Here is a 25067-nt window from a genome sequence, read left to right as displayed (position 1 = left end):
AAGAAAACCATATAAAAATATAGTAGAAAATGGCATGTACAGAAAAACGGTGTTTTAGCAATACTTAAGTGTGAACGCTAAAATTTTAGGGAAGAGTAAGAACAATAGAACGAAGAAAGCGATGGGTAATGAAAAAGCTGCGTGTATACCAACCTTATTTTCTCATTTTATTTATTTCATTATTATAAAGTACAACTTAACTAAAAATTAAATGGTCACATACTTTTCTATTGATGCCTAAACATTTTAAGCATCAATAATATTTTTAAGCATCTATAATATATAGGCTAGCAATATTTACACTAACCGCGCGCTAGCAAGCTCAGTCAGCTGATATAGCCCTTGACGGTAGCGGTTATCAGGTAAGCTGCTTAGCGCTTTCTGAGCCAGTTTGGTTTCTTCCAAAGCACGCTTTTTACAGTATTCAAGCGAACCTGACTGACGGACGAGCTCGATAAGCTGCTCAGCGTTTGGCGTTTTACCCGTTTGCACCGCAAGGCGTAATTGCTCATAGCCTGCTTTATCGCTGTCTTTTAATAGTTCAAGTGCCTTAATGGTTGGCAGCGTAGGTTTGCCTTCTGCCAAATCATCGCCCAAATTCTTGCCCATTACTTCACTATCGCCACTGTAGTCGAGTACATCATCGACGATTTGAAAAGCGTTACCGAAGTGTTGACCAAAATCAGCCAATGCTTGCAAGTGCTCGGTTTTATTTTGCAAAATAGCCGCGCCTTGGGTCGCCATCATAAATAAGCGTGAGGTTTTGCCATCGATAATATTGAGGTAGTCTTGTTCAGTGGCTGCAGGGTTATGCTGATGCTGAAGTTGTAAGACTTCGCCCTCGGCAATATCACAGGTGCCATCGGAGAATACCTGCAATAACGGCAGGCTCTGAAAACCAACCAACAGATTAAAAGCGCGGGCGATTAAATAGTCACCGACCAGCACGGCAGTGGCGTTGTCCCAAGTAGCATTAGCCGTTGGTTTGCCTCGGCGTTGACCCGACTCATCAATCACATCATCATGTACCAAGGTTGCCGTATGCAGCATCTCAGTAATCGCCGCCAGATGCATCGCTTGTTGCGATGGCTCGTCGCTAAACATGCGCGCGCACAATAAGGTAATCAGCGGGCGCATACGTTTGCCGCCAGCATTAATCACATGCTGCGAAACGCTCATCACCAATTGGACTTTAGAATTCAAGCTGCCAAAGACTTGCTTATCCATAATCTCAAAATCGTTAGCAACGATACTTTGGATATCAGCATAGCTTAGCGTATCGGCAGAGCTTGGCGTACTGGTTAGAACGTTTAATGGCGTGGTCGAGGTTGCGGCGGCGTTCGATAAAGAATTACTGGTCATAATGAGTCGTCATACCAATGAAAAAAATGAAAAAAATGAAAAAAATGAAAAATGAGTTTAGATAGCGGTCTATTTATAATAATGCTTGCAGCAAATAATAGTTAGGCTAGCGTTTGACGCATAATAGCATAGCTGTTTAGGTCAATGGTTGATTTAAGTATAGCAGAAAGTAAGTTAGGACTTTTAATATAGCGACGTGTTGTCCTTTTGATTTCTATCATTTTTAAAAGTTAACTGGTTAGATTTTTTTAATGAGTCACTTATGTTAGCAATATTTTATTAATAATAGTCGTTAATAAGGTTTATATTTACAAAAAACTGTAAGTCACTGATTATATAAGCTATAATAGCGGCTGTTGGATTTTAACCCATTCGCGTTTGATATAGCATATCTACATAGAGCGGTTTATCTTAACATCGGTAGTCACTACCTTTGTCAGTGAAATCTATCGCTTTTTTAGAGACTTATATCAATCGCTATGATTGTTATTACCACCTTGCAAAAACAAGAGGCGCGGCTTGCTTTTATGAGCAAAAAGCCGTAAAATCTTGCCTTTAATTTTTCCCTGTCGTGTTCGTTATTGAAGCGTTGATATAACATCAGCCACGGCACACGGGTTAAACGGAGTCAGACAATGTACGCAGTAATCAAAACTGGTGGTAAACAGCACCGTGTTGTGGTCGATGAGCTTTTAAAAGTTGAATTACTAAAAGCAGAAAAAGGCGAAACAATCAAATTTGAAGACGTATTGATGGTTGTTGACGGTGAAACTGTCAAAATCGGTCAACCTATCGTTGAAGGCGCTAGCGTAGAAGTTGAAGTAGTTGAGCATGGTCGCGGCGAAAAAATCCGTATCATCAAACACAACCGTCGTAAGCATTATCACAAAGAGCAAGGTCACCGCCAATGGTATACCTTGTTAAAAATCAAAGCGATTAATGCCTAATTATTCACTTAGCAATGACTGCTAAATAGCGCACTAAATGCTTAAGAGTTGTCGCATTAGCGATAAGTCACATTAACAAGGAGATTTTCTCATGGCACATAAAAAAGCTGCCGGTTCGAGCCGTAACGGTCGTGATTCAAACCCAAAAATGCTAGGCGTTAAAATCTTTGGTGGCCAAGCTATCACAGCTGGTAACATCATCGTACGTCAACGTGGTACAGAATTCCACGCAGGCGAAGGCGTTGGCATGGGTCGTGACCATACTTTATTTGCACTAAATGACGGTGTGGTAAAGTTTGCGACCAAAGGTAAATTCAACCGCCGTTATGTTATGGTTGAAAGCGCATAGTTGCCCATCTAGGTTATGTAGTTATTAACTAACATAATCCGATGACTAAAAAAGCCCTTATTACCCTTTGGTAGTAAGGGCTTTTTTATGGCGCTCATTTACATGAAAAACAGCTAAAGCAAAGAGTAAACAACGCTATATGCCGTGTAACTCTGTTGGTTACAAGCGCGTATGGCAACGGTAGTAATGATTGCAAATCATGACTAGGCGCGTAATAAAAAAACTGGCACACTGTCTGCATTGTTTACTGACGTCGTTTTTTTGGCACGAGATAAGCACTTATTGAAAACAAAAATTTTAATTAACACGTATTATTTTTATGCTATTTTGCATTTGAGAGAGGATTTATAATGACTGTATTATCAAAAAAAACCACTTTAAAACAAAAATTGATGGGCGGCGCTTTAACGGGCGTATTGATGACATCGCTTGGGGTGGCAGCGCCGATGGTAGCATTGACCCAAACGGCAAGCGCTGCTCCTGCGGATAATTTAACGGCCGCTAAACGCTTAAATAAGCTGTTAAGCAACACCAAAAGCATGACCGCTAACTTTAGTCAAACCACCAAAGGCGCAAATAGTGGCACTTTTAGTGGCACCATGAGCGTTCAGCGTCCAAATAACTTTCGCTGGGAAACCAAATCACCGTCAGAGCAGCTTATAGTAGCGAATGGCAGCTCAATGTGGGTTTATGACAAAGACTTGGAACAAGCGACCAAGCAAAATGTCGATAGCCAAGTAGGTAACACGCCAGCGCTACTATTGTCAGGTGATCCAAGTAAAATTGATAAGAACTTTAAAATTACCCAGCCTTATGCCAATAAAAACTACTATGTGCTCTATCCAAAATCAGATAGCGCCAGCTTTAAGAGCTTATCGATGAGCTTTAGTGGTGGCAAACCTGTGATGATGGTGCTGAATGATACGCTAGGACAAACCACGACGATTAAGTTTAGCGGTATTAAAATGAACCCAAGTATCAATAGCAGTCAGTTTAAATTCACGCCGCCAAAGGGCGTTGATATTATTAATCAGTAATCCTTTTACTGATTAAGCCTATAAAAAAAGGACACGCTTATAAAGCCTGTCCTTTTTTATTGCTATAAGTCCAAGATATACAGATTTTACTTTAATCGATAAGAAATAACGAATTGCTACTAAGACAAAGCTTTGATGGCTTCCATATCGGGCAGTGGCGGTAGCTCATCTAAACTGGTTAATCCAAACGCATCTAAAAATTGCGCTGTGGTATGTAGCAGTGCAGGGCGCCCCAAAGTTTCTTTATAACCTTTCTCTTCAATCCAGCCTTTATCAAACAGTTGACGCAAGATATTACTTGATAGCGTCACACCGCGCACGTGCTCGATATCACTACGGGTCACAGGCTGCTTATAGGCGATGACACTTAAGGTTTCAAGCAGGGCTTGGCTCAGGCGCTCTTGACGCTGAGGAAAGACACGCTGGATTAATGCACTATAGTCGTCGGCGATCTGCAGTCGATAGCCGCTAGCAGTTTCGTGCAAGGTCAGCACACCAGTATCTAAACGTTGTTGTAGTAGGTCTAATGCTTGTGTAAGCTCTTTAGTGTTTAATGACAGATATTTTTTTAAAGTACTGGCAGTCAGGGGCGCTTCTGAAGCGTGCAGGAGTACTTCGATATGCTTGCTGATTTCTTCTAAATCTTGATTTTGCTTATCTGTCATTGCACGTATTCTCTGTTAAAACCATTAAGCTAGCCACTGTAACGTTAATTGTCCTATATGTCGGTCTGCTGCGGTTTCATTATGGGCAGCTGATTGGCTTTCTGGGTTATTATTCACGACACCAACCAACTGCCGTTTCATCAGCTCAAGTACCGCGACAAAACTGACTACAACGCCTATCTTACCTTGGGATTTATCCAGTAGTTCATAAAACGAGCGCGCACCATCCGTGCTTAGCTGTCTGCTAATACTGGCGATACGATCAGAAAGGGGCACTGCATCAACTTTGATATTATGCATTTGATAATCTGGCTGTAGCTGCATTTTAAATAAGCTATCAATCAAAAGGTTTGGCGAATAATTGGGCAGTTCGGCATTCATAACGTCTTGACTTGGCACACTGACCAGCGCCAAAAATACATCGCGCTCGAGACGTACCAGATTGTCCAAACGTTGACTGGCCACTTTGATTTGCGCATATTCTTCAAGGCGTTCAATCAGCTCAGCTTTTGGGTCGCGCTCATCGCTTGGCGTTTCAGGCCTTGGTAGTAGCAGCTCGGTTTTAATGGCAATCAAGGTCGACGCCATCAGCAGATAGTCACCGGCCAATTCAAAATGCTCGGTATCTAGCTCACTAATATAAGCCAAATACTGCTCAGTAATCGGCAATATCGGCATTTGGGTGAGATCGACATTGTTCTTTTTGACCAGATATAATAAAAAGTCTAACGGACCTGCAAATTGCTCAAGCCAAATGGCAAAGGCTTGCGGTGGTACATAGAGATCTTCTGGTAGATGCTGCACTGGCGTCTGATAAATACGCAGCGCCATATCATTATTGATTGAAATACGATGTTTGCCATTGTTATCCATAAACTTAGCGTTTTTATGCAGGCTTACGGAAAACGCGGCTTTTGGTAAAGCCGCTGTTTTATTTATCAATACTGTCTGCACCTTTAGCATCCGCCCTGATTACTGTGAGTAAAAGCAATCAAAGACTTACTTAAGCTTAGCAAGGGGGCGAATACCAATAGCGCGGCGCGTCTTATCGAGCTGTTTACGGCTATGGCGACGGGCTTTTTCTGCGCCCATTTGTAAGATTTCTTCTAGCTCTTTTGGATTGGCCATCAGTTCCTCATAACGAGCACGGAATGGGGCAATCTCGCTATTGATTTTATCAAACAATGCTTGCTTGGCATCGCCCCAGCCAATACCAGCTGCATATTGATCACGCATATCAGCAATCTCCGCAGGCGTTGCAAAGGCTTTATAAATCTCAAAGAGTGCAGAATCATCAGGGTCTTTCGGTTCAGCAGGCAGTTGTGAGTTGGTGACAATTTTCATGATGGCTTTATGCATTTGCTTTTCAGGACTGACTTGCGGATTAGGCTCACCGAATAGAGGAATGGTGTTGCCATAGCTCTTACTCATTTTTCGGCCATCAAGCCCAGTGAGCAGCGGGATATCTTCATCAACAACTGCTGACGGTAGGGTAAAGAGAGGTTTATAACGATGGTTAAATGTACCAGCGATATCACGTGCCATCTCGATATGCTGTACTTGGTCACGACCGACGGGTACATGAGTCGCATTGAACATCAAGATATCGGCCGCCATCAGCACTGGATAGCCAAATAGACCCATATTAATACCTTGATCTGGATCAACGTCGGCTTTTTCGGTATTGATATCGACTGCCGCCTTATAAGCGTGCGCGCGGTTCATCAGCCCTTTGGCGCATGAGCAATTTAAAATCCACGCCAGCTCTGGAATCTCTGGCACATCTGACTGACGATAAAAGGTCACACGTTCAGGGTCAAGACCGCAAGCAATCCAAGTCGCGGCAATGATTTTGGTCGATTCATGAATGACAGCAGGGTCATAACAGCCGATAATGCCATGATAATCTGCTAAAAAGAAAAACGCCTCATCATCGCTATTTTGAATGGACTGAATGGCTGGGCGAATAGCACCAACGTAATTACCTAAATGAGGAATGCCCGTCGGTTTGATGCCGGTTAGGATACGTTTGCTTTCTTGTTTAGAACTGTCTACAGCTGCGTCAGTTTGAGTACTCATGAAAAATCCGTTATTTTATTTCTCACATCGTTATTTATGCAGATGAGTTATTGATATGAGTGAGTTATTAATAAGTTATCGAGGTAAGTAATAGGGCTGATAAAATACCAGCTGCAAAGTATAGCAAATTTCGCAGCTATTTTTTGGGGAATCAAAACCTACTTATAAATATCGGTACGTCCGTTAGGGCCGTTTTTAAAGCGACGATGGAACCACATCCATTGGGTGGGATCGATACGAATCAAACCTTCTAGCACTTCATTAACGCGGGTCGCGTCGGCAACCTCATCATCGCTTGGATAATTGTCTAGCTCTGGTGTGATGGTCAGATGATAATGCGGACGTTTGCCTTTGGGCAGGTTATCAGGTGTTTGCCGATAAGTATGCAGCGCCATGAGTGCGGGTGGGTTTTGCTTGTCACCCAATTTTGCCATCCGCCGAGATGCGGTAATAGTAGCAGCGGGCACACCAAAGAACGGCGCCATGACACCTTGTTTTAAACCATAATCTTGGTCAGGTGAATACCAAATCACGTGCTTAGCTTTAATAGAATTAACAAGGCTACGCATGTCACGGCTAGAAATCTGCTTGCCAAAAATCTTAGTACGTCCGTTATAAATGAACCAATCAAGAAGCGGATTGTTTTGCGGGCGGTACATACAATCGGTGGCAAAAAACTGCGTACAGAGCATGCCGCCAAGATCGAGCATTGTATAATGCGCACCAAGTAAAATCACTGGACGACCTTGGTTTTGGGCATTCACTAGGTGCTGTAAGCCCGAGATAGAAACCGTACGGGTAAAAATATTAGGACGATACCATGCACATAAGGTTTCAAACACCCCAATACCTTGATTGACAAACACTTGCTTTGCCATCAACTCGCGCTCAGCTTCAGGCTTTTCTGGAAAAGCCAATCTTAAATTAATTAAGGTATCACGTCTGCGCGAGCCGGCTAGTTTATAGATTGAAATACCCAGTTTACGACCCAACCAAAACTGCCAACGCAGCGGTAAATATATCATCGGCAAGAAAATCGCTAATAACAGCCAGATACCCCAATACTTTGGTAATAAAAATTGCCACTGAAAGGGTTTCTTTTCTGCTTGCGCCGTTTGCTTATGGGTTTGCGTAATTGTAGGCATGCCAGCAGGAATAGCGGGCGACTTAGCCATTTCACTCTGTTTATTATGCCTACCTGTAGGCGGCGGCATATCCGTTTTTGATGGGTTACTAGGATCGTATTGTTCGGGGGCTTTCATAATGAGCACAGTGTAATAAAAGTTATTATGATGATGGGGGAGCGCGTCCAAGTTTGCAAGCAAGTTTTAATAAACTAACGCCAACGAGAGCTAAGGACTTTTAAACTATTAGGCATTTAAACAATATAGTCAAAATATCCTAAAAACACTACGGTACTGCTGATATCAATTTTTTGTAGCCTCTGTCTGCGCAGGCACAGCAAGCAAGAAAAATTGATATCAGCAGTGCGTGATGTATTGATATTACTTTTCACTCACTATAGAGTTAAAACAGCAGCGCTAAAAAATAGCCATAAAAAAACCTTATAAACTGAGACCAGCTTATAAGGTTTTGCAAATCTACTCTTTTGCTTAATACTGCTGCAGCGACTCTGAGAAAAAGAAGGCAGTGGTAAAAAGGGAAGAGATAGCTTTGATTAACGTTTTGAGAATTGTGGACGTTTACGTGCTTTACGTAGACCCAATTTCTTACGTTCAACTTGACGTGAGTCACGAGTAACAAAGCCAGCTGCTTTTAGAGCAGGTTTGTTGGCTTCGTCAAGCTCAATCAATGCACGCGTGATGCCGTGACGGATTGCGCCCGCTTGACCACTGATACCGCCACCTTTTACAGTGATGTATAGGTCATAAGCAGTAGGTGATTCAAGTAGTTCTAAAGGCTGACGAACAACCATGCGCGATGTTTCGCGGCTGAAGTACTCATCAAGTGGTTTGCCGTTAACAACAATAGCACCAGTACCTTTCGCTAAAAAGACACGAGCGGTAGAAGTTTTGCGACGACCAGTTCCGTAATTGCGTTCCATAAGTATATCCTTAGATGTCTAGTTCTTTAGGTTGCTGAGCTTCATGTGGATGTTCTGTACCCGCATATAGTTTCAGCTTTTTGATCATCGCGTAGCCAAGAGGACCTTTTGGAAGCATACCCTTAACCGCTTTATGTAGAACATCTTCAGGCTTATGTGCAATCAGCTTGGTGAAGTTGGTTTCTTTAATACCACCTGGGTAACCACTGTGACGATAGTACTTTTTGTCTTGCGCTTTTTTGCCCGTTACCGCGATTTTTTCTGCGTTGATAACAACGATAAAATCACCAGTATCTACGTGCGGCGTGTAACAAGTCTTGTGCTTGCCACGTAAGCGACTAGCGATTTCAGTAGCTAAGCGACCAAGGGTTTTGCCGTCAGCATCTACGACATACCAGTCATGGGTCACTTCAGCTGGTTTTGCACTAAGTGTTTTCATGATAAAACCTTAAAATTAGAATTCGTTGAGAGTTTAGCTGGGAACGGGGCTCTCAAAAAACAGACTGCACATTATAAGCAGTAGCGCCTACGCTTGCAAGCTGCATTGGGGTTTATTTTCGCCTTATATACATTAAACTGCAGCGTTGGCCAGTTTTTTAGCGGTTTTAAACATTTTCAAAATTTGTTAATGGCTTTTATTAACCTGACAATTATGACGCTGAAAGCTGATAAAGTCCAGCGACAACTTGCCCAACTTTGGTCTGTTTTAGGCATTCAAAACGTATTAGGCTTTGCGCTATATCTGCTGGCGGCTCAGCGCTTTCGTTGATACTTGCTACCAATTGGTCCAGTTGCAGGGTTAAATCTTTATCCGCCTCTAAATAAATCAGCGTTTCTGTATTGATTAAAGACTGTTTAATAAGTGCTGTCAAAATCGGCTGCCATAAATCTTGCGCATACGGCGGGTCGATAAAGACGATATCAAAATGCCGCTGTATCGTTTGGTTTTGCGTCAGTACCTGCTCGGCGGTGCCTTGAATAATCTGATAGTTACTGGCATCTAAGCGTAATTGCTCGGCGCTTTGGCGCAGCATAATGACTTGCGCTGAACTTACTTCAATAAAGGTTGTATGAGCCGCGCCACGTGATAAGGCTTCAAAGCCTAAAACGCCGCTACCAGCGCAGCTATCAAGTACTTTGGCGTCATGAATATCGGCAATCAACCAATTAAACAAGGTCTCGCGCAGGCGGTCAGGAGTCGGGCGCAAACCTTCGGCATCGATAAAGCTGACGATACGGCGTTTATACTGCCCGCCGATGATACGTACGTCGCCCGCTACTGCGTTTTTTGCTTTATGATTTTTCTTTTGTTCGCGACCATTTGAGAGTTTCTTCATAGTGTCTCTTATCTACAGCTTTTTATTCGGTGCATTTCGTTTTATATATTTTATTCAGATGTGGCTGCGTTCTCGGCAGCTTGCGCCTCGGCTTTTTCCGCTAGCGCTTGCTCTTTATCACGTAAGGCGTCGCGCATGGCCTTTTCAAAAGCCTTTTGGCGTTTGATGGCCCTTAGCTCATCGGCGGTTGGCGGCAAAATAGGGTCGGTTTTACGCTGTAGCATCCAATAATCAAATAAGGCGCGACCAATAGGCGCTGCAACGGCACTACCGCCGCCGCCATTTTCGACCAGTACTGAAAGGGCGATTTCTGGCTCTTCTACAGGCGCGAAACCATTAAACCAAGCATGATCCCAGTGACGTTTATCGAGTGCCGCTTTATTATAGCTTTTACCTTGAGCGATAGATTTGACCTGCGCCGTTCCGGTTTTACCAGCGATGCGATAGCGCGGTGTATAAATGCCACGCGCTGTACCTGCCTTAACCGTTTGTTCCATCGCATCGTGCATACGCGTCCAATCTGACGGTTTACCATTGTAGTCAATTTTGCCATCAGGCTTGCTAATCACGTTAACGGCCGCCGCGCCATCGCTGCTTTTTAATAAATGCGGGGTGATGTGATAACCCTTGTTGGCGGTCATGGCGGTGGCATTGGCAATCTGTAATGGCGTGGCTAAAAAATACCCTTGGCCGATACTGACAGAGATGGTTTCACCTGGTAACCAACCTTTATCATAGGTGTCTTTTTTCCATTTTGGTGACGGCATAACGCCTGATTTTTCATTGGGTAAGTCAATACCGGTCTGCTCACCAAAACCAAAGCGCACCATCCAGTCATGAAGGCGCTGAATCCCCATCTCATACGCCAACTTATAATAATAGGTATCTACCGACATCATGATGGATTTCTTTAAATCTACCGTGCCGTGACCCCCACGTTTCCAGTCACGGAAACGATGACTGTCACCTGGCAGACTAAAATAACCAGGATCATAAATTGAGGTTTCCCACTCACGTAGGCCGTAATGCAGTGCCCCTAAACCTTCAAAAGGTTTGATAGTAGAAGCCGGCGGATACATGCCTTGCAGTGCACGGTTATAAAGCGGCTGATCTAGATCGTCACGTAGATTGCCATAGTCCTTAAATGAGATACCAGAAATAAAAGGATTAGGGTCATAGCTTGGGTTGCTCACAAACGCTAGTACATCTCCAGTATTGGGGTCAATAGCGACAATGGCACCGCGGCGACCATCTAGCTGCTGCTGTGCCACAGTCTGCAAGCCATAATCTAGGCTCAAGGTAAGGTCGTTACCAGCTATCGGTGCCTTGGTATCCAATTGACGTAAAATATTGCCATGAGCGTCTGTTTCCACTGACTGATACCCTGGTTGTCCCAGCAATATGTCTTCATAGTAGTCTTCGATACCAATTTTACCGATAAGGTCAGTACCCGCGTAGCGATCCTTATTAATTTGCTTGGATTCTTTATCGTTAATACGTCCGACATAGCCAATCACATGGGCAAATAGCTCATCGTAAGGGTACGAGCGCGTGAGTTTACTCTGAATACTGATGCCACGAAAAAAAGGCTGACGTTCACTAAACTGCGCCAATTGCGCTTCGGTCAAATCAATTTTGATTGTCACTGGGTCATTTTTGGTTTTGCTAACGCGGGCCAAAATATCGGTAATGTCTTTTTCGGTAAGATCAAAAATGGGCGCGAGCAGATTTAGCGTGCGCTCTGGGTCTTCGACTTCGTCCGGGCTGAGCATAGCGGTAAATACCGGCTGATTATCAGCGAGAATAATGCCGTTACGGTCGTAAATATAACCGCGACTGGGCGGCGCAGAGATGAGCTTGATGCGATTGTTATCGGCTTGGGTAGTGTACTTATCATGAGCATACACTTGCAGATAACCGTACCGCGCGATCAAACCCAACAAGCCCACAAACATGAACAGCCCAAGGATAATAATGCGGCTGGTAAAAATACGATTGACCTGTTCAGTATCGGACGCGAGCGGTTTGTTCATATAAAGTCAGTACCCAGACGATCAGTAAAATGGTCGTTGATAAAGTGATGATTGATTAAGCACAGATAAATAAAGCAAAGAGAGATAAAGCCGTTTGCTCGTTTATCTAAAGCGGGGTGAGCATAAAGGATAAGACAAAGTATTTCAATAACATAGCGGGGTTATTTATCGATAAAAGGTCAAAAAATTTACTTACCATCGCCAGCTAGCCAGTAGCATTAAGCAACCGTAAATTATAACAGAACAAACACTTGCGCGCAGTAGGCAGTCGTCTATTTTGTGAGGATCGTTATTGCCATGATCGTCATTGTTCTTTAGGTGTTTTTAACATCATTAAATGATAGTAAAGGTTTAGGGTGGTGAGTAGGGCGCAAAACGTGTCATCGCTAGTCACAACTTGCCAAGGCTTGATATGTGCTAATAAATAACAAGTATGCTAAAATCAGGCGATTTATTTTAGCCACTTATCGCATCTATAGCGTTATTTAATTCAGTGGTTATTGAGGACAGAGCGTTTTTATTGAGCGTTCTTAATCGACTAAGGATATTTGCTTAACAACGACCATCATCACCTCAAGGATAATTAGAGTCATGGATGCAAATTCATTGTGGCAGACGATAGCGGAACACCCCGAGTTTTTTGCTATGTTGACCATTCCACCAGTGACTGCATTTGTCACTTGGATACATGTGTGGATGGCACTCAAGATGCTATTTTATCCGATTAAATTTTGGGGTATTAGGATTCCAAACTTTCCATTCTTTGGTTTGCCGGGATTGGGTTGGCAAGGGATCGTGCCACGTAAAGCAGGCAAGATATCGGGCGTGATTGTTGATCAGACGCTCTCAAAGCTGGGTTCGCTCGATGAGTTTTTTCAGGCGATGGAGCCAGAACAGATGGCGGTATTTATCACCGATACGGTCGATGAAAACCTTGAGAGTTTGATTGATGAGATTATGCTTGACCATTCGCCAGCGCTGTGGGGCAATCTGCCTTATGCATTAAAGCGCCGCGTCTATGCCCAAGCGCATCAAGAGTTGCCAAATATCATGCAATCCTTGGTGACCGATTTGACCTATCACGTCGAAGATTTGGTCGATATGCGCAAAATGATTGTCAATAAAATGGAAAGCGACCGGCGTTTGATGGTCAATATGTTTTTAAAAGTTGGGCAAAAAGAGATTGATTTTATCTGGCATATCAGTGCTTTGATTGGCCTTGTATTCGGTATTATCCAAATGTTTATATTTTTGGTGGTACCGCAGCATTGGACGGTACCGTTTTTTGCCGCTATTTGGGGGTTTTTGACCAACTGGATTGCGATTTGGATGGTGTTTAACCCCGTTGAGCCACGTTTTATTCCGTATGTGAAGTTTTTTGCGCTACAAAACCGTTTCCCATTTATTAAGCCGCAACTACCGCATATCGCGCAGTACCGTTTCCAAGGCGGCTTTATGAAGCGCCAAGAGGAAGTATCTGAAGTTTTTGCTGAGATTGTGGTCAAAGATTTGGTCACTTTAGAAAACATCATGAATGAGATGATGTATGGTGACCGCGCCGCCGAAACGCGTGAGTTGATGAAATCGCACTTGTATAAAGTGTTAGAATCGCCGGTCATTAGTACCACATTGCGGGTTGGATTGGGTCGCCGCGAGTTTGGGCAATTGAAAAATACCATTATCGACAAATCCATCGTCGCGACTATGGTGCCACTGCGAGACCCTGAACTTAATGAAAGCCGTGCCAGTAAAATATTTGGGCTGTTTCGTGATCGTATTCGCGCGCTATCCCCTGATGAGTTTCAAAACCTATTGCGTCCCGCTTTTCGCGAAGATGAGATGACGCTAATTATCCTTGGTGGTTTGACAGGTTTCTTGGCAGGTTGGTTGCATTTGGTCTTGGTGTTTTTCCCTGCCATGCAGTGAGAAAGGGTTTTTATGTTCTTTACACACATTACCTACAGAGTGGATACAGAAACGTGACAAGTTGACGCTAATGTACCATGCTGTAAGTCTTCTAAGCTGCAATAGCTGATAGATACAGATGCAGAAAAAAGCATGACAATGACGGCGTAATGTCTAGAAGTAACGACTATTGACTATTCTCAGACGCATTAAAAATACTGCTTTCTAAAATAAACAATGACCGTATTAAGGTAAACAAGGTTAGACCGTATGTTAATCACAGAATTGGGTTATTTTGCCTTGCTGGCCGCCTTTGTGTTGGCGATTTTGCAGGTAGTATTACCAACCATTGGTGTCATGAACGACCACGTTGCCTGGCAGCGCCTTGCACCGAGTTTAGCGTGGGCGCAGTTTGCGGCCATGATTGTCTCGTTTGGGTCATTGATGGCAGGCTTTTATTTTAATGATTTTAGCTTGGTTTATGTCACCCAGCACTCTAATACCTTGTTGCCTTGGTATTATAAATTGTCGGCGACGTGGGGCGGGCATGAAGGTTCGCTGCTACTATGGATGACCATTATGGCCACTTGGTGTGCCTTGGTCTCTTACTTTAGCCGTGGCTTGCCATTGACCATGCGCGCCCGCGTACTGGTGATATTGGCTGGCGTGCAGGTGATGATGCTGGCGATGTTAATCTTTACCTCATCACCGTTTGATCGCACTTTACCAAATTTACCCGTCGATGGCGCCGATTTAAACCCTCTGCTACAGGATTTTGGTTTGGTTGTCCACCCACCAATGCTGTATATGGGCTATGTGGGTATGGCCGTGCCATTTGCGTTTTGTATGGCGGCATTATGGGAAGGACGTTTGGACGCTGTCTGGACCCGCTGGTCGCGTCCATGGGCACTGGCGGCGTGGGGCTTTTTGACTGTTGGTATCGCCCTTGGTTCTTGGTGGGCTTATTATGAGCTTGGCTGGGGCGGTTGGTGGTTTTGGGATCCAGTAGAGAACGCGTCATTGATGCCATGGCTTGCTGGGACCGCATTGATACATTCTTTAGCAGTCACCGAAAAGCGTGGTGTGTTTAAAGCTTGGACCATTATGCTGGCAATTTTTGCTTTTGCACTCAGTCTGCTCGGTACTTTCTTAGTACGCTCTGGGGTAATCACCTCTGTACACTCGTTCGCAGCCGATCCAACCCGTGGTCTGATTATCCTAATCATTCTTGGTATCATCGTTGGTGGCGGTCTGCTGATGTTCGCTGTCCGTGGTTGGCGTTTGACGGTTGAGAGTCAGTATCAGCTGGTTTCGCGCGAGTCTTTCTTAGTCATTAATAACGCTATTATCTTGATTGCAACGCTCGTGGTATTGCTCGGTACACTTTATCCTATTATCGCTGATGCCTTTAGTCTCGGTCAGGTATCTGTAGGGCCTCCATACTTCAATGCGCTGTTTGTGCCTTTGACATGGCTGTTGTTAATCGCTATGGGTATGGGCTCTAATATTCGCTGGAAACAAGACAGCCGTCCGCTCTTAGGCGCCGGTATGGTCATTGCGTTCAGCAGTTTATTATTAGCAGCGATTATTGCCTACTTTGTTAGCCCGTCTGATATGTTAAATATTGGCGTGACGCTGGCGGTTAGCTTTTGGGTCTTACTTTGGATGGCAGTCGATTTTAAAGACAAAACCAAAAACGCCCCAAGTTTCTTTAAAGGACTACGTCAGCTACGTTTGAGCTACTGGGGGCAGCAAACTGCTCATATTGGCGTAATCGTCGCCGTCATCGGGGTGGCGTTTACCAGCACCTTGAGTGTCGAGCGCGATGTGGCATTGGGTGAAAATGAAACTATGCACGTACAAGGCTACGACTTTGAGGTCAAAGATTTCCATGAAGTCAGGGGCAGTAACTTTGATGGTATGCAAGCACAGGTTGAGGTGACCAAAGAGGGTCGCGCGGTGACAACTTTGTATCCGGAGAAACGTACTTATATTATTAGTGGTATGCCAATGACCGAGGCGGCAATTGATGCCAGTCTCATGCGTGATGTCTATGTAGCGCTGGGCGAGCCTATCGCAGAAGACAGTAATAAGTGGGCGGTACGTATTTATGTCAAGCCGCTGGTGCGCTGGATATGGCTTGGGGCGATTATCATGGCCTTAGGCGGTCTGCTAAGTATGCTTGATAGCCGTTATCGTTTTAAAAAGGCTAAGGCATCAACGCAAACGGCAGCCAACAAAGCAGGATTTATTACCGAAGCTCACGTAGGGGAGAAGTAACATGAGTCAGTCAAATAATTCTTCCCAAAAAGCGCCTGCAGATAAAAAGACTAAAACTATGAAAAAAAGCCAAATAAAGATATGGTTTTTGATTCCGCTGATTGTGTTTGTTGGTTTTATTATTATGCTGTACCTGCGTTTGGGTCAGCCGACGGATATCGTCACCAATACTGCGCTTGAGCGGCCGGTACCGACATTCGAGCTGCCATTATTATCCGATACAAGCCGTATGATGACCAATGACAATTTGCCCGAACAACCATTTTTGATGAATATTTGGGGCTCGTGGTGTCCAACTTGTATCGTTGAGCATCCTTTTTTAATGCAATTAGAAGAGCGCGGAGTCAATTTGGTTGGTGTTAATTACAAAGATGACATCGGTGATGCGCTAGGATATTTAAATCGTGGCGGCGACCCATTCTCCATGTCTATTCAGGATTTATCTGGGCAGTTTGCTTTAGATTTAGGCTTAACTGGCGCGCCTGAAACCTTTGTGGTTGATGGGCAAGGTATTATTCGTCAGCATATTGTTGGTGAGATTAATGAAAGCAACTGGCAAAGCCGCATCATGCCCTGTCTGATGGTGCTCAATGAAGCGGATAAGAAAAATGTCAGTCCCGATCCTAGTCAGGTTCAGGAGGTGTGTAAATGAAAGCCATATCTTTAAAGGCACATTCATCAAAAAACATGTCATCAAAAAGCCTGTCAGCACAAAGCATAAAACCAGCAAATTTTATAATAAAGTTAGCCAGCTTAATGCTTGCGTGCTTGCTGAGTTTTATCCTCAGTTTCAGTGCGCATGCCGCAATCGATGTTTATGACTTTGATTCGCCGCAACAAGAAGCACAGTATCGCGGACTTATCGAGGAGCTGCGTTGCCCAAAATGCCAGAACCAAAATTTAGCAGGTTCTGATGCGCCCATTGCGCAAGATTTAAAGCAAAAAACGTACGACATGATTAAAGAGGGTCGTAGTGATGCGGAAATACGCGCATATATGCAAGAGCGTTATGGCGACTTTATTACTTACAAGCCGCCTGTGCGCCCATCGACCTGGATACTGTGGTTTTTTCCGCCATTATTATTGATTGTGCTAATCATTGGCTGGTTTTGGCAAAGTAAACGTAGTCAGCGCGTGGCGCGCGGTGAAAGTGCGGTTAATGTAGACAGCGCCGCAGCGTTATCGGCGGCAGAAAAAGCGGAGCTTGATCGTTTATTGTCTCGTAGCAATAGCAATAGCAATAGCAATGCTAAAAGCGAAGCTGTTATCACCAGTACAGAGGACAAAAAATGACCCTATTTTCTACTTTTGGCTTATTTATTGCCCTAAGCTTATTTATTGCGCTGCTACTGGCGGTTATCGCTATCATGCCATGGCTGCGCGCGTCACGCTTGCGCGACAAGCCCGTTGACAACCAACTGCTAGACATCAACGTTGCCGTATTCCGTGAGCGTCTAACAGAGCTGCAAACCGATAAAGACAGCGGCATCATTGATGACGTCCATTACCGCAATCAAAAGCTCGAGCTTGAGCGCCAATTACTGGACGCGCAGCGCACAGTCACGCCCATGGTAGCGCCAAGTTTCAAAAGTCGTTTGATTATCATGATATGGGTGCCGGTATTGGCAGGATTGGCCTATTTCTTAATCAGTGACCGTACGTCAGTATTTGACTTATGGGCAGCTGAAGATAAAGTCGGACAAGTGGCAGATGACTTATTGACTGGTAAAATCGATCAGCCGCCTGCTTGGGCGATTGAAGATGGTACGCAGCTAATTAGTGCTATGCAGACCAACGTCTATCGTCATGCTGATGATCCTGATCGCTGGATGCGTCTGTCTGAGCTGTTTTTATCATTAGAAGCAACCGACTCAGCGCTTGAAGCTTTATCGCGTGCTTATCGTTTGTCGCCAGGCAATGAAGAGATTGCCACCACTTATGCGCAAATCAGCTTTTTTGCCAATAAAGGCCAGCTCGATGCCAATAGCCGCCGCGTCTTACAAGACGTACTAGCAAAAAATCCAAAGCACGAAGGCGCTCAAATGCTGATGGCAATGGGCGAGGCGCGTGGCAATAACTTTGAGCAGGCACAAGGCTGGATTAAGCGTTTGCGCGCCAGTATTGCCGCCAAACCGGGCGACCATAGCCAGGCGCTGGCAAGCCTTGATGAATTGAGTGCCAACGTCAGCGCGCAGCAGCAGCAGGCATCTGAGGGCGTTGAGGTCACCGTCTCTATTAATGCAAGTTTACTACCATTAGTAAAAGCAGACGATGTGTTGTTTGTCGCTATTCGTGATGTCAAAGGTGGGCCACCGTTCGCTGCCAAGCGTTTACCGATTAGCGTCATTAAACAAGGAGAGGCGACTATTAGTCTAAGTGATTTAGACGCCATGATGCCTGAACGTACGCTTGCGTCTGCTCGAGGCGATAAAGTCCAGCTTGCTGTCATTGCGCGTATTAGCCATAGCGGCACCGCCGATGCTGAATCCGGTGATTTAACCGGTAATCCTATTGTCATTAGCGCCGACCAAAATCAGGTCAATGTGGCGATTAATCAACAAGTTCCTTGATAGATATATTGTAAAAACTGAATACTTAGTAAATGTGCGCCGTCATACTTTTGGCGGCGCACAACCCGCACAATCTTATCTCATGAACAGATAAGTCATCGTAACTTGCCGCATCAAGACTAAAAATACTTGAGCTTTTGAAAGCCACAAGGTAAGGTAAGCTCTGCAACCCACCAATCCCTAAGTTTTATTAGTCCCAAAATCCTATCTATTAAGGAGAGTCGTATAATGATGCGTATTATTTTGCTAGGTCCACCAGGCGCCGGTAAAGGTACCCAAGCCCAGTTCATCTCTAAAGAGTATGATATCCCGCAAATCTCAACAGGTGATATGCTACGTGCCGCCATCAAAGAAGGTACGGAACTTGGCAAACAAGCAAAAGATGTGATGAACGCTGGTGGTTTGGTTTCTGATGATCTTATCATTAACCTCGTGCAAGAACGCATCGCCAAGCCTGATTGTGTCAACGGCTGTATTTTAGATGGTTTTCCGCGTACCATTCCACAAGCCCAAGCGCTTGCTGATGCCAACGTAGCGATTGACCATGTGATTGAAATCAGCGTGCCTGATGATGAAATCGTTAAGCGCCTATCAGGCCGTCGTCAGCATGCTGGTTCTGGGCGTGTTTATCATATCGACCACAATCCACCTAAGGTCGAAGGTATCGACGATGTGACGGGCGAGCCGTTGATTCAGCGTGAAGACGATAAAGAAGCGACCATTCGTGATCGTTTAGCGACCTATCAACAGCAGACCTCTGCTTTGGTTGGTTACTATCAAGAAAAAGCAGCTGAGGGCGGTGATGCCCCTAAATATGACAAATTCGATGGCACCCAAGGCATTGATGATGTTAAACAGCAAATTTTATCTGCGCTAAAAGGCTAATGCTTTTTTAGAATTGCTGATAGGACTTGTTGATTAACAGTCATATTCAAAACCCTGCTACTTGTAATCACAAGCAGCAGGGTTTTTTAATGCTTAAAAATAAATGCTAACCAGTACCAATAAAAAAGCCGCTTACTTAAATTCAGTAAACGGCTTTTAGCTACTATTGTTTAAATGCAGCTTAGCTAATGCTTTAGCAAAAAGTTACGCGTTACCTTGGGCATCAACTTGCGCTTGCTGTTGGCTTTGCGCATATGCTTGGTCAAAGTTGACTGGTGCAAGCAATAACTGCGGGAAGCTACCACGCGTTACGATGTCGCTGATCACTTCGCGCGCATACGGGAACAATACGTTCGGGCAGTAAGCACCCAAGATTTGACCGATTTGATCTTCTGGGATGTCTTTTAATAAGAAAATGCCCGCTTGATGCACTTCAGCGATAAATGCCGCTTCTTCAGCGTTTTTAGCGTTGACACTGACCGTTAATACCACTTGATAATGATCGTCATCAAGCTTTTCAGCGTTGCTCGATAGATTGATATCAAGCTCAGGGTTCCACTCTTTAGTAAATACAGCGGCGCCTGGGACTTCAAGTGACATGTCTTTTACATAAATGCGTTCTAGTGCCAATTGTGGTTGTGCTTGCTCTTCAGCCATGGTCATTCCTCTAAAAGTTAATCAAATAATAGGGCAGATTGTCATTGTAACAACATATCATTGTAATATAAATGCAAACTAAGGTTTGAGATTTATCTCAAGGTCTTTTACGCAGTTTTTTTAAATGTTTTTTATCACAAAGCTTTATTCTTAACGCTGTCTATTTTTACACCAATAAAAATAGACAGAAAAGGACAATAGCAAATTAACCGGCTAATAGCTCGTCAAGTTTGCCTTGTTGGTTCATTTGGTTAAGCTCGTCGAAACCACCGACAAAGGTGTCACCAATAAAAATTTGCGGTACAGTGCGATAGTTGTTGGTCTTTTGCATCAAAGCTTGGCGCTCTTCGCGGCTGATGTCATGCATGCCGATTTCTTCGTAATCAACGCCTTTAGATTGTAATAGTTGCTTAGCGTTTGAGCAGTATGGGCACATTGGAGTGGTATAAACTTGCACAGGTACAGTCATGGTCATTCCTTATTTATAAATTTATGGGGGAGCAATTTTGTTATAAGTAATAGGATAAATAGTAAGATAAAAAAATTATAGGGTAGTCATTAATATAATCCGTTATCAATACGTAAATAACCCCTATATTTGCTGCTCCTCCGTATAAAGTGGGGATGGCTATGGCAAATTCAAGCAGTGTTGGTTAAAAAGTGCTGACGGTAGCATAGTTAGCGTATAAAAAAAGACACCTGATAAAAAGGTGTCTTTTTGATTGGTACTGCTGGTTAATAAGACCAGCTAATAGGATTTGTCTTACTTATGCAAACTTGGCTTGGCTTTACCTTTGTTTTTAGATTTAGTATCTTTTATGCCAACCAATGGCATACCAGCGCCTTGCCAGCCGCCGATTCCGCCATCTAGGCGATAGACATTGTCTTTACCAATCATTTGTACCGCAGCACCTGCTTGGATGCCCATATCACAGACGATGATGACTGGCTGCTCAATCGCACGAATTTCTTCAATTCGGTCTTTAAGCTCAGTAAAAGGTATGTTGCGGCTGCCTTGGATATAACCAGTTTCAAATTTCTTTTTGGCGCGAATATCGATGAGCTGCGCATTTTGCGAGTTGACCATCATACCCAAAGTGTTGGGCGATATTTTTCTGCCACTACGTTTATTTTCAATGGCAAAAAATAGCACGGCAAGCACGGCTAATATACCAAATAAAAACGGGTGGTTGCCCACAAATTCCAGCGCACGATCCAAACCATACCTCCAAAAATATAAGTGTTCGGTCAAACTGAGATAACAGCCCAACGATGGTGAACAAGGCGCTATTATACCGATAAGGTCATCTATAGTAAACGGGCGATGACTTGGTCGTTACTTTATTTCGTCGTTCCTTTATCAGTAACCTTTAGACATATCTGCTAATAAGGCTTAGTATCCGCCTCTTCTGTTAACGTCACAAGGTTTTCAACACGGCGCTGCAACACTTCGCCGTCCGCAACCGCTTGCCATAAGGCGCAGCCTTTACTGTTATGGGTATGGCGACAATCGCGGAACTGGCAATCACCTGCCAGCGGTGCAAGCTCGATAAAGCCTGAGATAATATCATCAGGGGTGAGATGCCAAATACCGTACTCACGAATACCAGGGGTGTCGACAATGCCGCCTTGGGTTAAATCATCTGGATTAAATGGCAATAAGCGACTGGTGGTGGTGGTATGTTGACCGAGCTTTGAGTTTTCAGAGATGACATTTACCACTTGTCCTGACTCTGGCAGCAAGGCATTGATTAAGCTGCTTTTACCGACGCCTGATTGACCAGCAAAAATGACCAGTTTCTTATCGATGTAGCGCTTTAGCTCATCAAGCCCTATTTGCTCATCGCTATTAGCGATGTTTTCAGGGCACGCAACCGAGGTCAGTACGCTCTCGTAACCAAGCGCCGCGTATTGTGCCAATAATTCACTGGTATCGACGCCGTTTTCTTGGGCCAGTAGATCAGCTTTATTAAGTACCAATAATGGCTTTACGCCCGCATGATGACAAACGACCAAATAGCGATCAATCAATGTCGGCGCAGCGGCAGGCAAGGGCGCAAATACAATGGCCAAAATATCAACATTAGCAGCGACGGGTTTGAGCTTATGATAACGGTCAGGACGCGAAACGAGCGAGGTGCGAGGCTTGACTGATTCGATACGTCCAAAGCCGGTATTAGGATCGGCAGTCCAGCGTACTTGGTCGCCCGCTGCTAGCATAGGTAGATTGGTACGCACATGACAGCGCCAAATATCGCCTAACGTTAATTCCTGCCAAAATGGCTCAGGGTCATCGGGCGCAATCTCCGGCTGCACAGGAATTACTGCCGGCAAGCTGGTCACTTGTACTTCTAGCTGCTTACCATAATGCGCCATGACCACGCCATCCATCAAACTGTCATCGATGCTGTCTTGGCTATCGAGCTGTTGTTTGTCGATGCGACGAATCTGTTGTTTAGTCAGTTTGCGTTGCCGGATTAATGCCATGGGTTGTGACCTATTAGAAAAATATTGCTAAGTGTAGCGTGAAAATTTGCTAACATACAGCCTAAAGCGCCGCTAGCAGATAGTGGTTTTGTAATGTTTTCGTTTTATTAGGCATTATAGCCAACCAAGTGCAAAGCATATGATTTTAGCCTGACTATTTAGAGTCAGTTTAATTGATTAACAAGGCTCACAAGCTGTGCCAAAGTTTATTGACCATAGGATATTTTATGAGTACCGACGACCATCCCAATAAAATTAAAATCAAAAACCAAGGTAAAAAAGGGTTGGTGTGGATTGACCTAGAAATGACCGGACTTGATACCTTAAATGATGAGATTATTGAGATTGCGACCGTGGTGACCGATGAGGATTTAAACGTCCTTGCCGAAGGACCTGTTTTCGCAATCAAGGTATCCGATCAAATATTAAATAAAATGGATGACTGGAATACCAAGCAGCATGGGCAGTCAGGCTTGGTGGACCGTGTGCGCCGTAGTACGGTGACCTTGGCGGAAGCAGAAGCGGAAACCATTAAGTTTTTGAATAAATGGGTCGATAGTGGCAAGTCGCCGATGTGTGGTAACTCAATCTGCCAAGATCGCCGCTTTTTAGCCCGCCAAATGCCCGAGCTTGAGCGCTTCTTCCATTATCGCAACCTTGATGTGTCATCGATCAAAGAGCTGTGCTTCCGCTGGCGTCCAGATATTCTAAGAAATTTCGAAAAAGGCGGCAGTCATTTAGCCCTAGATGATATTCGCGATTCTATTCGTGAACTAAAACATTATCGTCAGCATTTCTTTAAGTTGATGCCTTAACGTCATGTTTAAAGATTGGTGCCTTAAAAATCAATCTTTAGAAATAACCATTTAAGAACAAATAAAAAGTCCGTCAAAGAAGCGAATGCCAAGATATGGCTCGTTTCTTGGCGGACTTTTTGTTTCAGTGATATTTTTAATTAACTCTTATTGGGATAATCCTTTAATAGTATATTAGCGACCCTCATCAGGCCGCTTAATGCTATCAGAGCTGGCTTCATAAACCGCATCTAATTCTGCTTCCGTTAAATATTTTTCTACCGTCGGGTATAACTCGCGCTCTTCAAAGCGAATATGGTCGTATAATAGAGTGCCAAGCTCATGAACTTGTGCCACGCTGACCCCTTTATTGCCAGATTTTTGTGATTGTTCGACCGTATTTATCAGTTGATGTAATTGCTTATGCTGTCCATCAAGGGTATCGAGTACTAAGGCCACATCGGATTCAGTCACGCGGTACGGCTCTAAGGCATTAGCGATTAAATTGTCTTCAATTTGGAAGTGGTAAGCCATATCATTAATATAAGAAGTGAGATTGTCCCAATGTTTGGCAATCTCTTCGGGTTCATCCAAGCTTTCTTTGGCATGGCGTGACAGATTAAGCCCAAGATGGTGTTGGCGTGACAATGGCTGCAATTGATTGGCGCGTTTCATAATTAAATACCTTAATGCTTCGAGAAGTTATGATTGATTCATTATTTGGAGTTATACTTTATGTTCAACTATCTTTTAATTTTGCATTTACTGGGGGCGGCAATTTGGACAGGTGGTCATTTAATACTAGCATTAGTGGTGCTGCCAAAAGTGCTATCTTCACGTAATTTAGACGCATTGTTACAATTTGAAGGTCAGTTTGAAAAGATTGGCATGCCGGCATTAGCCATTCAAATCATTACTGGATTATGGATGGCATATAAGATATTACCTAACATAGAGATGTGGTTTGCCTTTGATAATGACATCAGTGTCTTGATTGGTATGAAGCTGAGCTTATTATTACTGACGGCACTAGTCGCGATGCATGCGCGCTTTTGGGTTATACCACGCTTATCCGCTAATAATTTGAATGGGTTTGCCATCAATATTATTTTGGTGACGTTATTTTCAGTGGCGTTCGTCGTGGTTGGTACGCTGTTCCGTACGGGGTTTTAATGAGAAAGTTTTCTTAGATAAAATGATATAGACTAAGTAGCAATTAATAGCTAATACAAATCAACAAACACAAAAAAACCTCAAGTAAATGAATACTTGAGGTTGAAACTTTGTACTTAATAATGTAATTAAAAACCAAGTTTTAAATATGGCGCAGCGGACGGGACTCGAACCCGCGACCCCCGGCGTGACAGGCCGGTATTCTAACCAACTGAACTACCGCTGCTTAGGTCGTCTTTAGCATGTCGTCTTCTAAAAGACCCACTCGCTAAATGAGTGGTGGGTGATGACGGATTCGAACCGCCGACATTCTGCGTGTAAGGCAGACGCTCTACCAACTGAGCTAATCACCCTGAGAAGCGTTAAAAAATTGCACTGCAATTTTAGCTTCGCAAGGGAAATCCTTTAAATAGGATTTCCTGAAAGTTTTAACATTCAAAGC

The 25067-nt window shown here is 44.0% G+C and carries 25 protein-coding genes and 2 tRNA genes; 11 read left to right on the top strand and 16 right to left on the bottom strand.

Features of this window, described 5'->3' with window-relative positions; all coding sequences use genetic code 11:
• Nucleotides 1-297: 297 nt before the first annotated feature.
• Nucleotides 298-1227, bottom strand: a complete 930-nt coding sequence (locus JMX70_RS10180) for a polyprenyl synthetase family protein (RefSeq protein ID WP_201591845.1) — start codon at nucleotides 1225-1227, stop codon at nucleotides 298-300.
• Between the two features lie 770 nt (nucleotides 1228-1997).
• Here JMX70_RS10180 and rplU point away from each other — a divergent pair.
• The 3 genes from rplU (at nucleotide 1998) to lolA (ending at nucleotide 3695) form a co-directional block, all read left to right on the top strand.
• On the top strand, nucleotides 1998-2309 hold the full coding sequence (rplU, locus tag JMX70_RS10175) for a 50S ribosomal protein L21 (protein ID WP_025652795.1): 312 nt from the start codon (nucleotides 1998-2000) through the stop codon (nucleotides 2307-2309).
• A 91-nt stretch (nucleotides 2310-2400) separates the two neighbouring features.
• On the top strand, nucleotides 2401-2658 hold the full coding sequence (gene rpmA, locus JMX70_RS10170) for a 50S ribosomal protein L27 (RefSeq protein WP_055123782.1): 258 nt from the start codon (nucleotides 2401-2403) through the stop codon (nucleotides 2656-2658).
• A gap of 350 nt (nucleotides 2659-3008) precedes the next feature.
• Nucleotides 3009-3695 (top strand): outer membrane lipoprotein chaperone LolA, encoded by a 687-nt coding sequence (lolA, locus tag JMX70_RS10165; protein WP_200661670.1) that lies wholly within the window; start codon nucleotides 3009-3011, stop codon nucleotides 3693-3695.
• Nucleotides 3696-3814: 119 nt separating this feature from the next.
• On the opposite strand, the gene scpB is transcribed toward lolA, so the two are convergent.
• The 8 genes from scpB to mrdA form a co-directional block, all read right to left on the bottom strand.
• On the bottom strand, nucleotides 3815-4360 hold the full coding sequence (gene scpB / locus JMX70_RS10160) for an SMC-Scp complex subunit ScpB (protein ID WP_201591801.1): 546 nt from the start codon (nucleotides 4358-4360) through the stop codon (nucleotides 3815-3817).
• 24 nt (nucleotides 4361-4384) lie between these two features.
• Complete coding sequence (locus JMX70_RS10155) at nucleotides 4385-5233, bottom strand: segregation and condensation protein A (protein WP_201591843.1); 849 nt, start codon at nucleotides 5231-5233, stop codon at nucleotides 4385-4387.
• Nucleotides 5234-5359: 126 nt separating this feature from the next.
• Nucleotides 5360-6439 (bottom strand): tryptophan--tRNA ligase, encoded by a 1080-nt coding sequence (locus JMX70_RS10150; protein ID WP_201591798.1) that lies wholly within the window; start codon nucleotides 6437-6439, stop codon nucleotides 5360-5362.
• A gap of 158 nt (nucleotides 6440-6597) precedes the next feature.
• Nucleotides 6598-7584 (bottom strand): LpxL/LpxP family acyltransferase, encoded by a 987-nt coding sequence (locus JMX70_RS10145; RefSeq protein WP_455233755.1) that lies wholly within the window; start codon nucleotides 7582-7584, stop codon nucleotides 6598-6600.
• A gap of 533 nt (nucleotides 7585-8117) precedes the next feature.
• The gene (rpsI, locus tag JMX70_RS10140; RefSeq protein WP_193031305.1) at nucleotides 8118-8504 is read right to left on the bottom strand and encodes a 30S ribosomal protein S9; all 387 of its coding nucleotides are present in this window, start codon (nucleotides 8502-8504) and stop codon (nucleotides 8118-8120) included.
• Nucleotides 8505-8514: 10 nt separating this feature from the next.
• Nucleotides 8515-8943, bottom strand: a complete 429-nt coding sequence (gene rplM / locus JMX70_RS10135) for a 50S ribosomal protein L13 (protein WP_068407459.1) — start codon at nucleotides 8941-8943, stop codon at nucleotides 8515-8517.
• A gap of 211 nt (nucleotides 8944-9154) precedes the next feature.
• Entirely contained in the window at nucleotides 9155-9841 is a 687-nt protein-coding gene (rsmD, locus tag JMX70_RS10130) for a 16S rRNA (guanine(966)-N(2))-methyltransferase RsmD (RefSeq protein ID WP_201591792.1), read from the bottom strand.
• Nucleotides 9842-9891: 50 nt separating this feature from the next.
• Entirely contained in the window at nucleotides 9892-11874 is a 1983-nt protein-coding gene (mrdA, locus tag JMX70_RS10125; protein WP_201591789.1) for a penicillin-binding protein 2, read from the bottom strand.
• A gap of 591 nt (nucleotides 11875-12465) precedes the next feature.
• Between mrdA and JMX70_RS10120 the strand changes: the two genes are divergently transcribed.
• The 6 genes from JMX70_RS10120 to adk all read left to right on the top strand — a co-directional run bounded on the left by JMX70_RS10120 (nucleotide 12466) and on the right by adk (nucleotide 19514).
• Nucleotides 12466-13800 (top strand): hypothetical protein, encoded by a 1335-nt coding sequence (locus JMX70_RS10120; protein WP_193031309.1) that lies wholly within the window; start codon nucleotides 12466-12468, stop codon nucleotides 13798-13800.
• Nucleotides 13801-14049: 249 nt separating this feature from the next.
• A complete protein-coding gene (locus tag JMX70_RS10115) occupies nucleotides 14050-16059 on the top strand; it encodes a heme lyase CcmF/NrfE family subunit (RefSeq protein WP_201591786.1) in 2010 nt (669 codons plus the stop codon).
• Nucleotide 16060: 1 nt separating this feature from the next.
• A complete protein-coding gene (locus JMX70_RS10110; RefSeq protein WP_144297736.1) occupies nucleotides 16061-16711 on the top strand; it encodes a DsbE family thiol:disulfide interchange protein in 651 nt (216 codons plus the stop codon).
• An 86-nt stretch (nucleotides 16712-16797) separates the two neighbouring features.
• Nucleotides 16798-17352, top strand: a complete 555-nt coding sequence (locus tag JMX70_RS10105) for a cytochrome c-type biogenesis protein (protein WP_227671244.1) — start codon at nucleotides 16798-16800, stop codon at nucleotides 17350-17352.
• Nucleotides 17349-18629 (top strand): c-type cytochrome biogenesis protein CcmI, encoded by a 1281-nt coding sequence (gene ccmI / locus JMX70_RS10100; protein ID WP_201591783.1) that lies wholly within the window; start codon nucleotides 17349-17351, stop codon nucleotides 18627-18629. The genes JMX70_RS10105 and ccmI overlap by 4 nt, the downstream gene beginning before the upstream one ends.
• A gap of 228 nt (nucleotides 18630-18857) precedes the next feature.
• Nucleotides 18858-19514, top strand: coding sequence for an adenylate kinase (gene adk / locus JMX70_RS10095; RefSeq protein WP_068407441.1), 657 nt, complete (start codon nucleotides 18858-18860; stop codon nucleotides 19512-19514).
• 204 nt (nucleotides 19515-19718) lie between these two features.
• Here the strand turns inward: adk and secB are convergent, their stop codons facing one another.
• The 4 genes from secB to rsgA form a co-directional block, all read right to left on the bottom strand.
• Nucleotides 19719-20171 carry a protein-export chaperone SecB gene (gene secB, locus JMX70_RS10090; RefSeq protein WP_068407439.1) on the bottom strand — a complete coding sequence of 151 codons (453 nt, stop codon included), beginning with the start codon at nucleotides 20169-20171 and terminating at the stop codon, nucleotides 19719-19721.
• 205 nt (nucleotides 20172-20376) lie between these two features.
• Nucleotides 20377-20640 carry a glutaredoxin 3 gene (gene grxC / locus JMX70_RS10085; protein WP_201541272.1) on the bottom strand — a complete coding sequence of 88 codons (264 nt, stop codon included), beginning with the start codon at nucleotides 20638-20640 and terminating at the stop codon, nucleotides 20377-20379.
• A 294-nt stretch (nucleotides 20641-20934) separates the two neighbouring features.
• The gene (locus JMX70_RS10080; RefSeq protein ID WP_144297732.1) at nucleotides 20935-21390 is read right to left on the bottom strand and encodes a rhodanese-like domain-containing protein; all 456 of its coding nucleotides are present in this window, start codon (nucleotides 21388-21390) and stop codon (nucleotides 20935-20937) included.
• Nucleotides 21391-21554: 164 nt separating this feature from the next.
• On the bottom strand, nucleotides 21555-22658 hold the full coding sequence (gene rsgA / locus JMX70_RS10075; RefSeq protein ID WP_201591780.1) for a ribosome small subunit-dependent GTPase A: 1104 nt from the start codon (nucleotides 22656-22658) through the stop codon (nucleotides 21555-21557).
• Nucleotides 22659-22885: 227 nt separating this feature from the next.
• Here rsgA and orn point away from each other — a divergent pair, with 227 nt between their 5' ends.
• Entirely contained in the window at nucleotides 22886-23473 is a 588-nt protein-coding gene (gene orn / locus JMX70_RS10070; protein WP_102077375.1) for an oligoribonuclease, read from the top strand.
• A 174-nt stretch (nucleotides 23474-23647) separates the two neighbouring features.
• On the opposite strand, the gene JMX70_RS10065 is transcribed toward orn, so the two are convergent.
• The gene (locus tag JMX70_RS10065; RefSeq protein WP_201591777.1) at nucleotides 23648-24127 is read right to left on the bottom strand and encodes a hemerythrin domain-containing protein; all 480 of its coding nucleotides are present in this window, start codon (nucleotides 24125-24127) and stop codon (nucleotides 23648-23650) included.
• A gap of 60 nt (nucleotides 24128-24187) precedes the next feature.
• Here JMX70_RS10065 and JMX70_RS10060 point away from each other — a divergent pair, with 60 nt between their 5' ends.
• Nucleotides 24188-24625, top strand: a complete 438-nt coding sequence (locus JMX70_RS10060) for a CopD family protein (protein WP_200662411.1) — start codon at nucleotides 24188-24190, stop codon at nucleotides 24623-24625.
• Between the two features lie 149 nt (nucleotides 24626-24774).
• Here the strand turns inward: JMX70_RS10060 and JMX70_RS10055 are convergent.
• Nucleotides 24775-24851 (bottom strand) — tRNA-Asp (locus tag JMX70_RS10055).
• Nucleotides 24852-24902: 51 nt separating this feature from the next.
• Nucleotides 24903-24978 (bottom strand) — tRNA-Val (locus JMX70_RS10050).
• Between the last annotated feature and the right edge of the window lie 89 nt (nucleotides 24979-25067).

The sequence above is a fragment of the Psychrobacter pulmonis genome, from assembly GCF_904846465.1.
GTDB classification, from domain to species: domain Bacteria; phylum Pseudomonadota; class Gammaproteobacteria; order Pseudomonadales; family Moraxellaceae; genus Psychrobacter; species Psychrobacter faecalis.
The sequence above is the reverse complement of the archived record's forward strand: the minus strand, read 5'-3'. Positions and strand labels throughout refer to the sequence as shown.

Excerpts from the sequence above, each read along its gene's own strand:
- rsmD (WP_201591792.1), bottom strand. The coding sequence starts at position 9,841 with ATGAAGAAACTCTCAAATGGTCGCGAACAAAAGAAAAATCATAAAGCA.
- JMX70_RS10155 (WP_201591843.1), bottom strand. The coding sequence starts at position 5,233 with ATGGATAACAATGGCAAACATCGTATTTCAATCAATAATGATATGGCG.
- mrdA (WP_201591789.1), bottom strand. The coding sequence starts at position 11,874 with ATGAACAAACCGCTCGCGTCCGATACTGAACAGGTCAATCGTATTTTT.
- JMX70_RS10150 (WP_201591798.1), bottom strand. The coding sequence starts at position 6,439 with ATGAGTACTCAAACTGACGCAGCTGTAGACAGTTCTAAACAAGAAAGC.
- JMX70_RS10065 (WP_201591777.1), bottom strand. The coding sequence starts at position 24,127 with ATGAAACGCGCCAATCAATTGCAGCCATTGTCACGCCAACACCATCTT.
- JMX70_RS10060 (WP_200662411.1), top strand. The coding sequence starts at position 24,188 with ATGTTCAACTATCTTTTAATTTTGCATTTACTGGGGGCGGCAATTTGG.
- orn (WP_102077375.1), top strand. The coding sequence starts at position 22,886 with ATGAGTACCGACGACCATCCCAATAAAATTAAAATCAAAAACCAAGGT.
- rplU (WP_025652795.1), top strand. The coding sequence starts at position 1,998 with ATGTACGCAGTAATCAAAACTGGTGGTAAACAGCACCGTGTTGTGGTC.
- JMX70_RS10145 (WP_455233755.1), bottom strand. The coding sequence starts at position 7,584 with ATGCCTACAATTACGCAAACCCATAAGCAAACGGCGCAAGCAGAAAAG.
- rpmA (WP_055123782.1), top strand. The coding sequence starts at position 2,401 with ATGGCACATAAAAAAGCTGCCGGTTCGAGCCGTAACGGTCGTGATTCA.
- ccmI (WP_201591783.1), top strand. The coding sequence starts at position 17,349 with ATGACCCTATTTTCTACTTTTGGCTTATTTATTGCCCTAAGCTTATTT.
- grxC (WP_201541272.1), bottom strand. The coding sequence starts at position 20,640 with ATGACTGTACCTGTGCAAGTTTATACCACTCCAATGTGCCCATACTGC.
- lolA (WP_200661670.1), top strand. The coding sequence starts at position 3,009 with ATGACTGTATTATCAAAAAAAACCACTTTAAAACAAAAATTGATGGGC.
- rsgA (WP_201591780.1), bottom strand. The coding sequence starts at position 22,658 with ATGGCATTAATCCGGCAACGCAAACTGACTAAACAACAGATTCGTCGC.
- JMX70_RS10110 (WP_144297736.1), top strand. The coding sequence starts at position 16,061 with ATGAGTCAGTCAAATAATTCTTCCCAAAAAGCGCCTGCAGATAAAAAG.
- secB (WP_068407439.1), bottom strand. The coding sequence starts at position 20,171 with ATGGCTGAAGAGCAAGCACAACCACAATTGGCACTAGAACGCATTTAT.
- rplM (WP_068407459.1), bottom strand. The coding sequence starts at position 8,943 with ATGAAAACACTTAGTGCAAAACCAGCTGAAGTGACCCATGACTGGTAT.
- adk (WP_068407441.1), top strand. The coding sequence starts at position 18,858 with ATGATGCGTATTATTTTGCTAGGTCCACCAGGCGCCGGTAAAGGTACC.
- JMX70_RS10115 (WP_201591786.1), top strand. The coding sequence starts at position 14,050 with ATGTTAATCACAGAATTGGGTTATTTTGCCTTGCTGGCCGCCTTTGTG.
- rpsI (WP_193031305.1), bottom strand. The coding sequence starts at position 8,504 with ATGGAACGCAATTACGGAACTGGTCGTCGCAAAACTTCTACCGCTCGT.
- JMX70_RS10120 (WP_193031309.1), top strand. The coding sequence starts at position 12,466 with ATGGATGCAAATTCATTGTGGCAGACGATAGCGGAACACCCCGAGTTT.
- JMX70_RS10180 (WP_201591845.1), bottom strand. The coding sequence starts at position 1,227 with ATGGATAAGCAAGTCTTTGGCAGCTTGAATTCTAAAGTCCAATTGGTG.
- scpB (WP_201591801.1), bottom strand. The coding sequence starts at position 4,360 with ATGACAGATAAGCAAAATCAAGATTTAGAAGAAATCAGCAAGCATATC.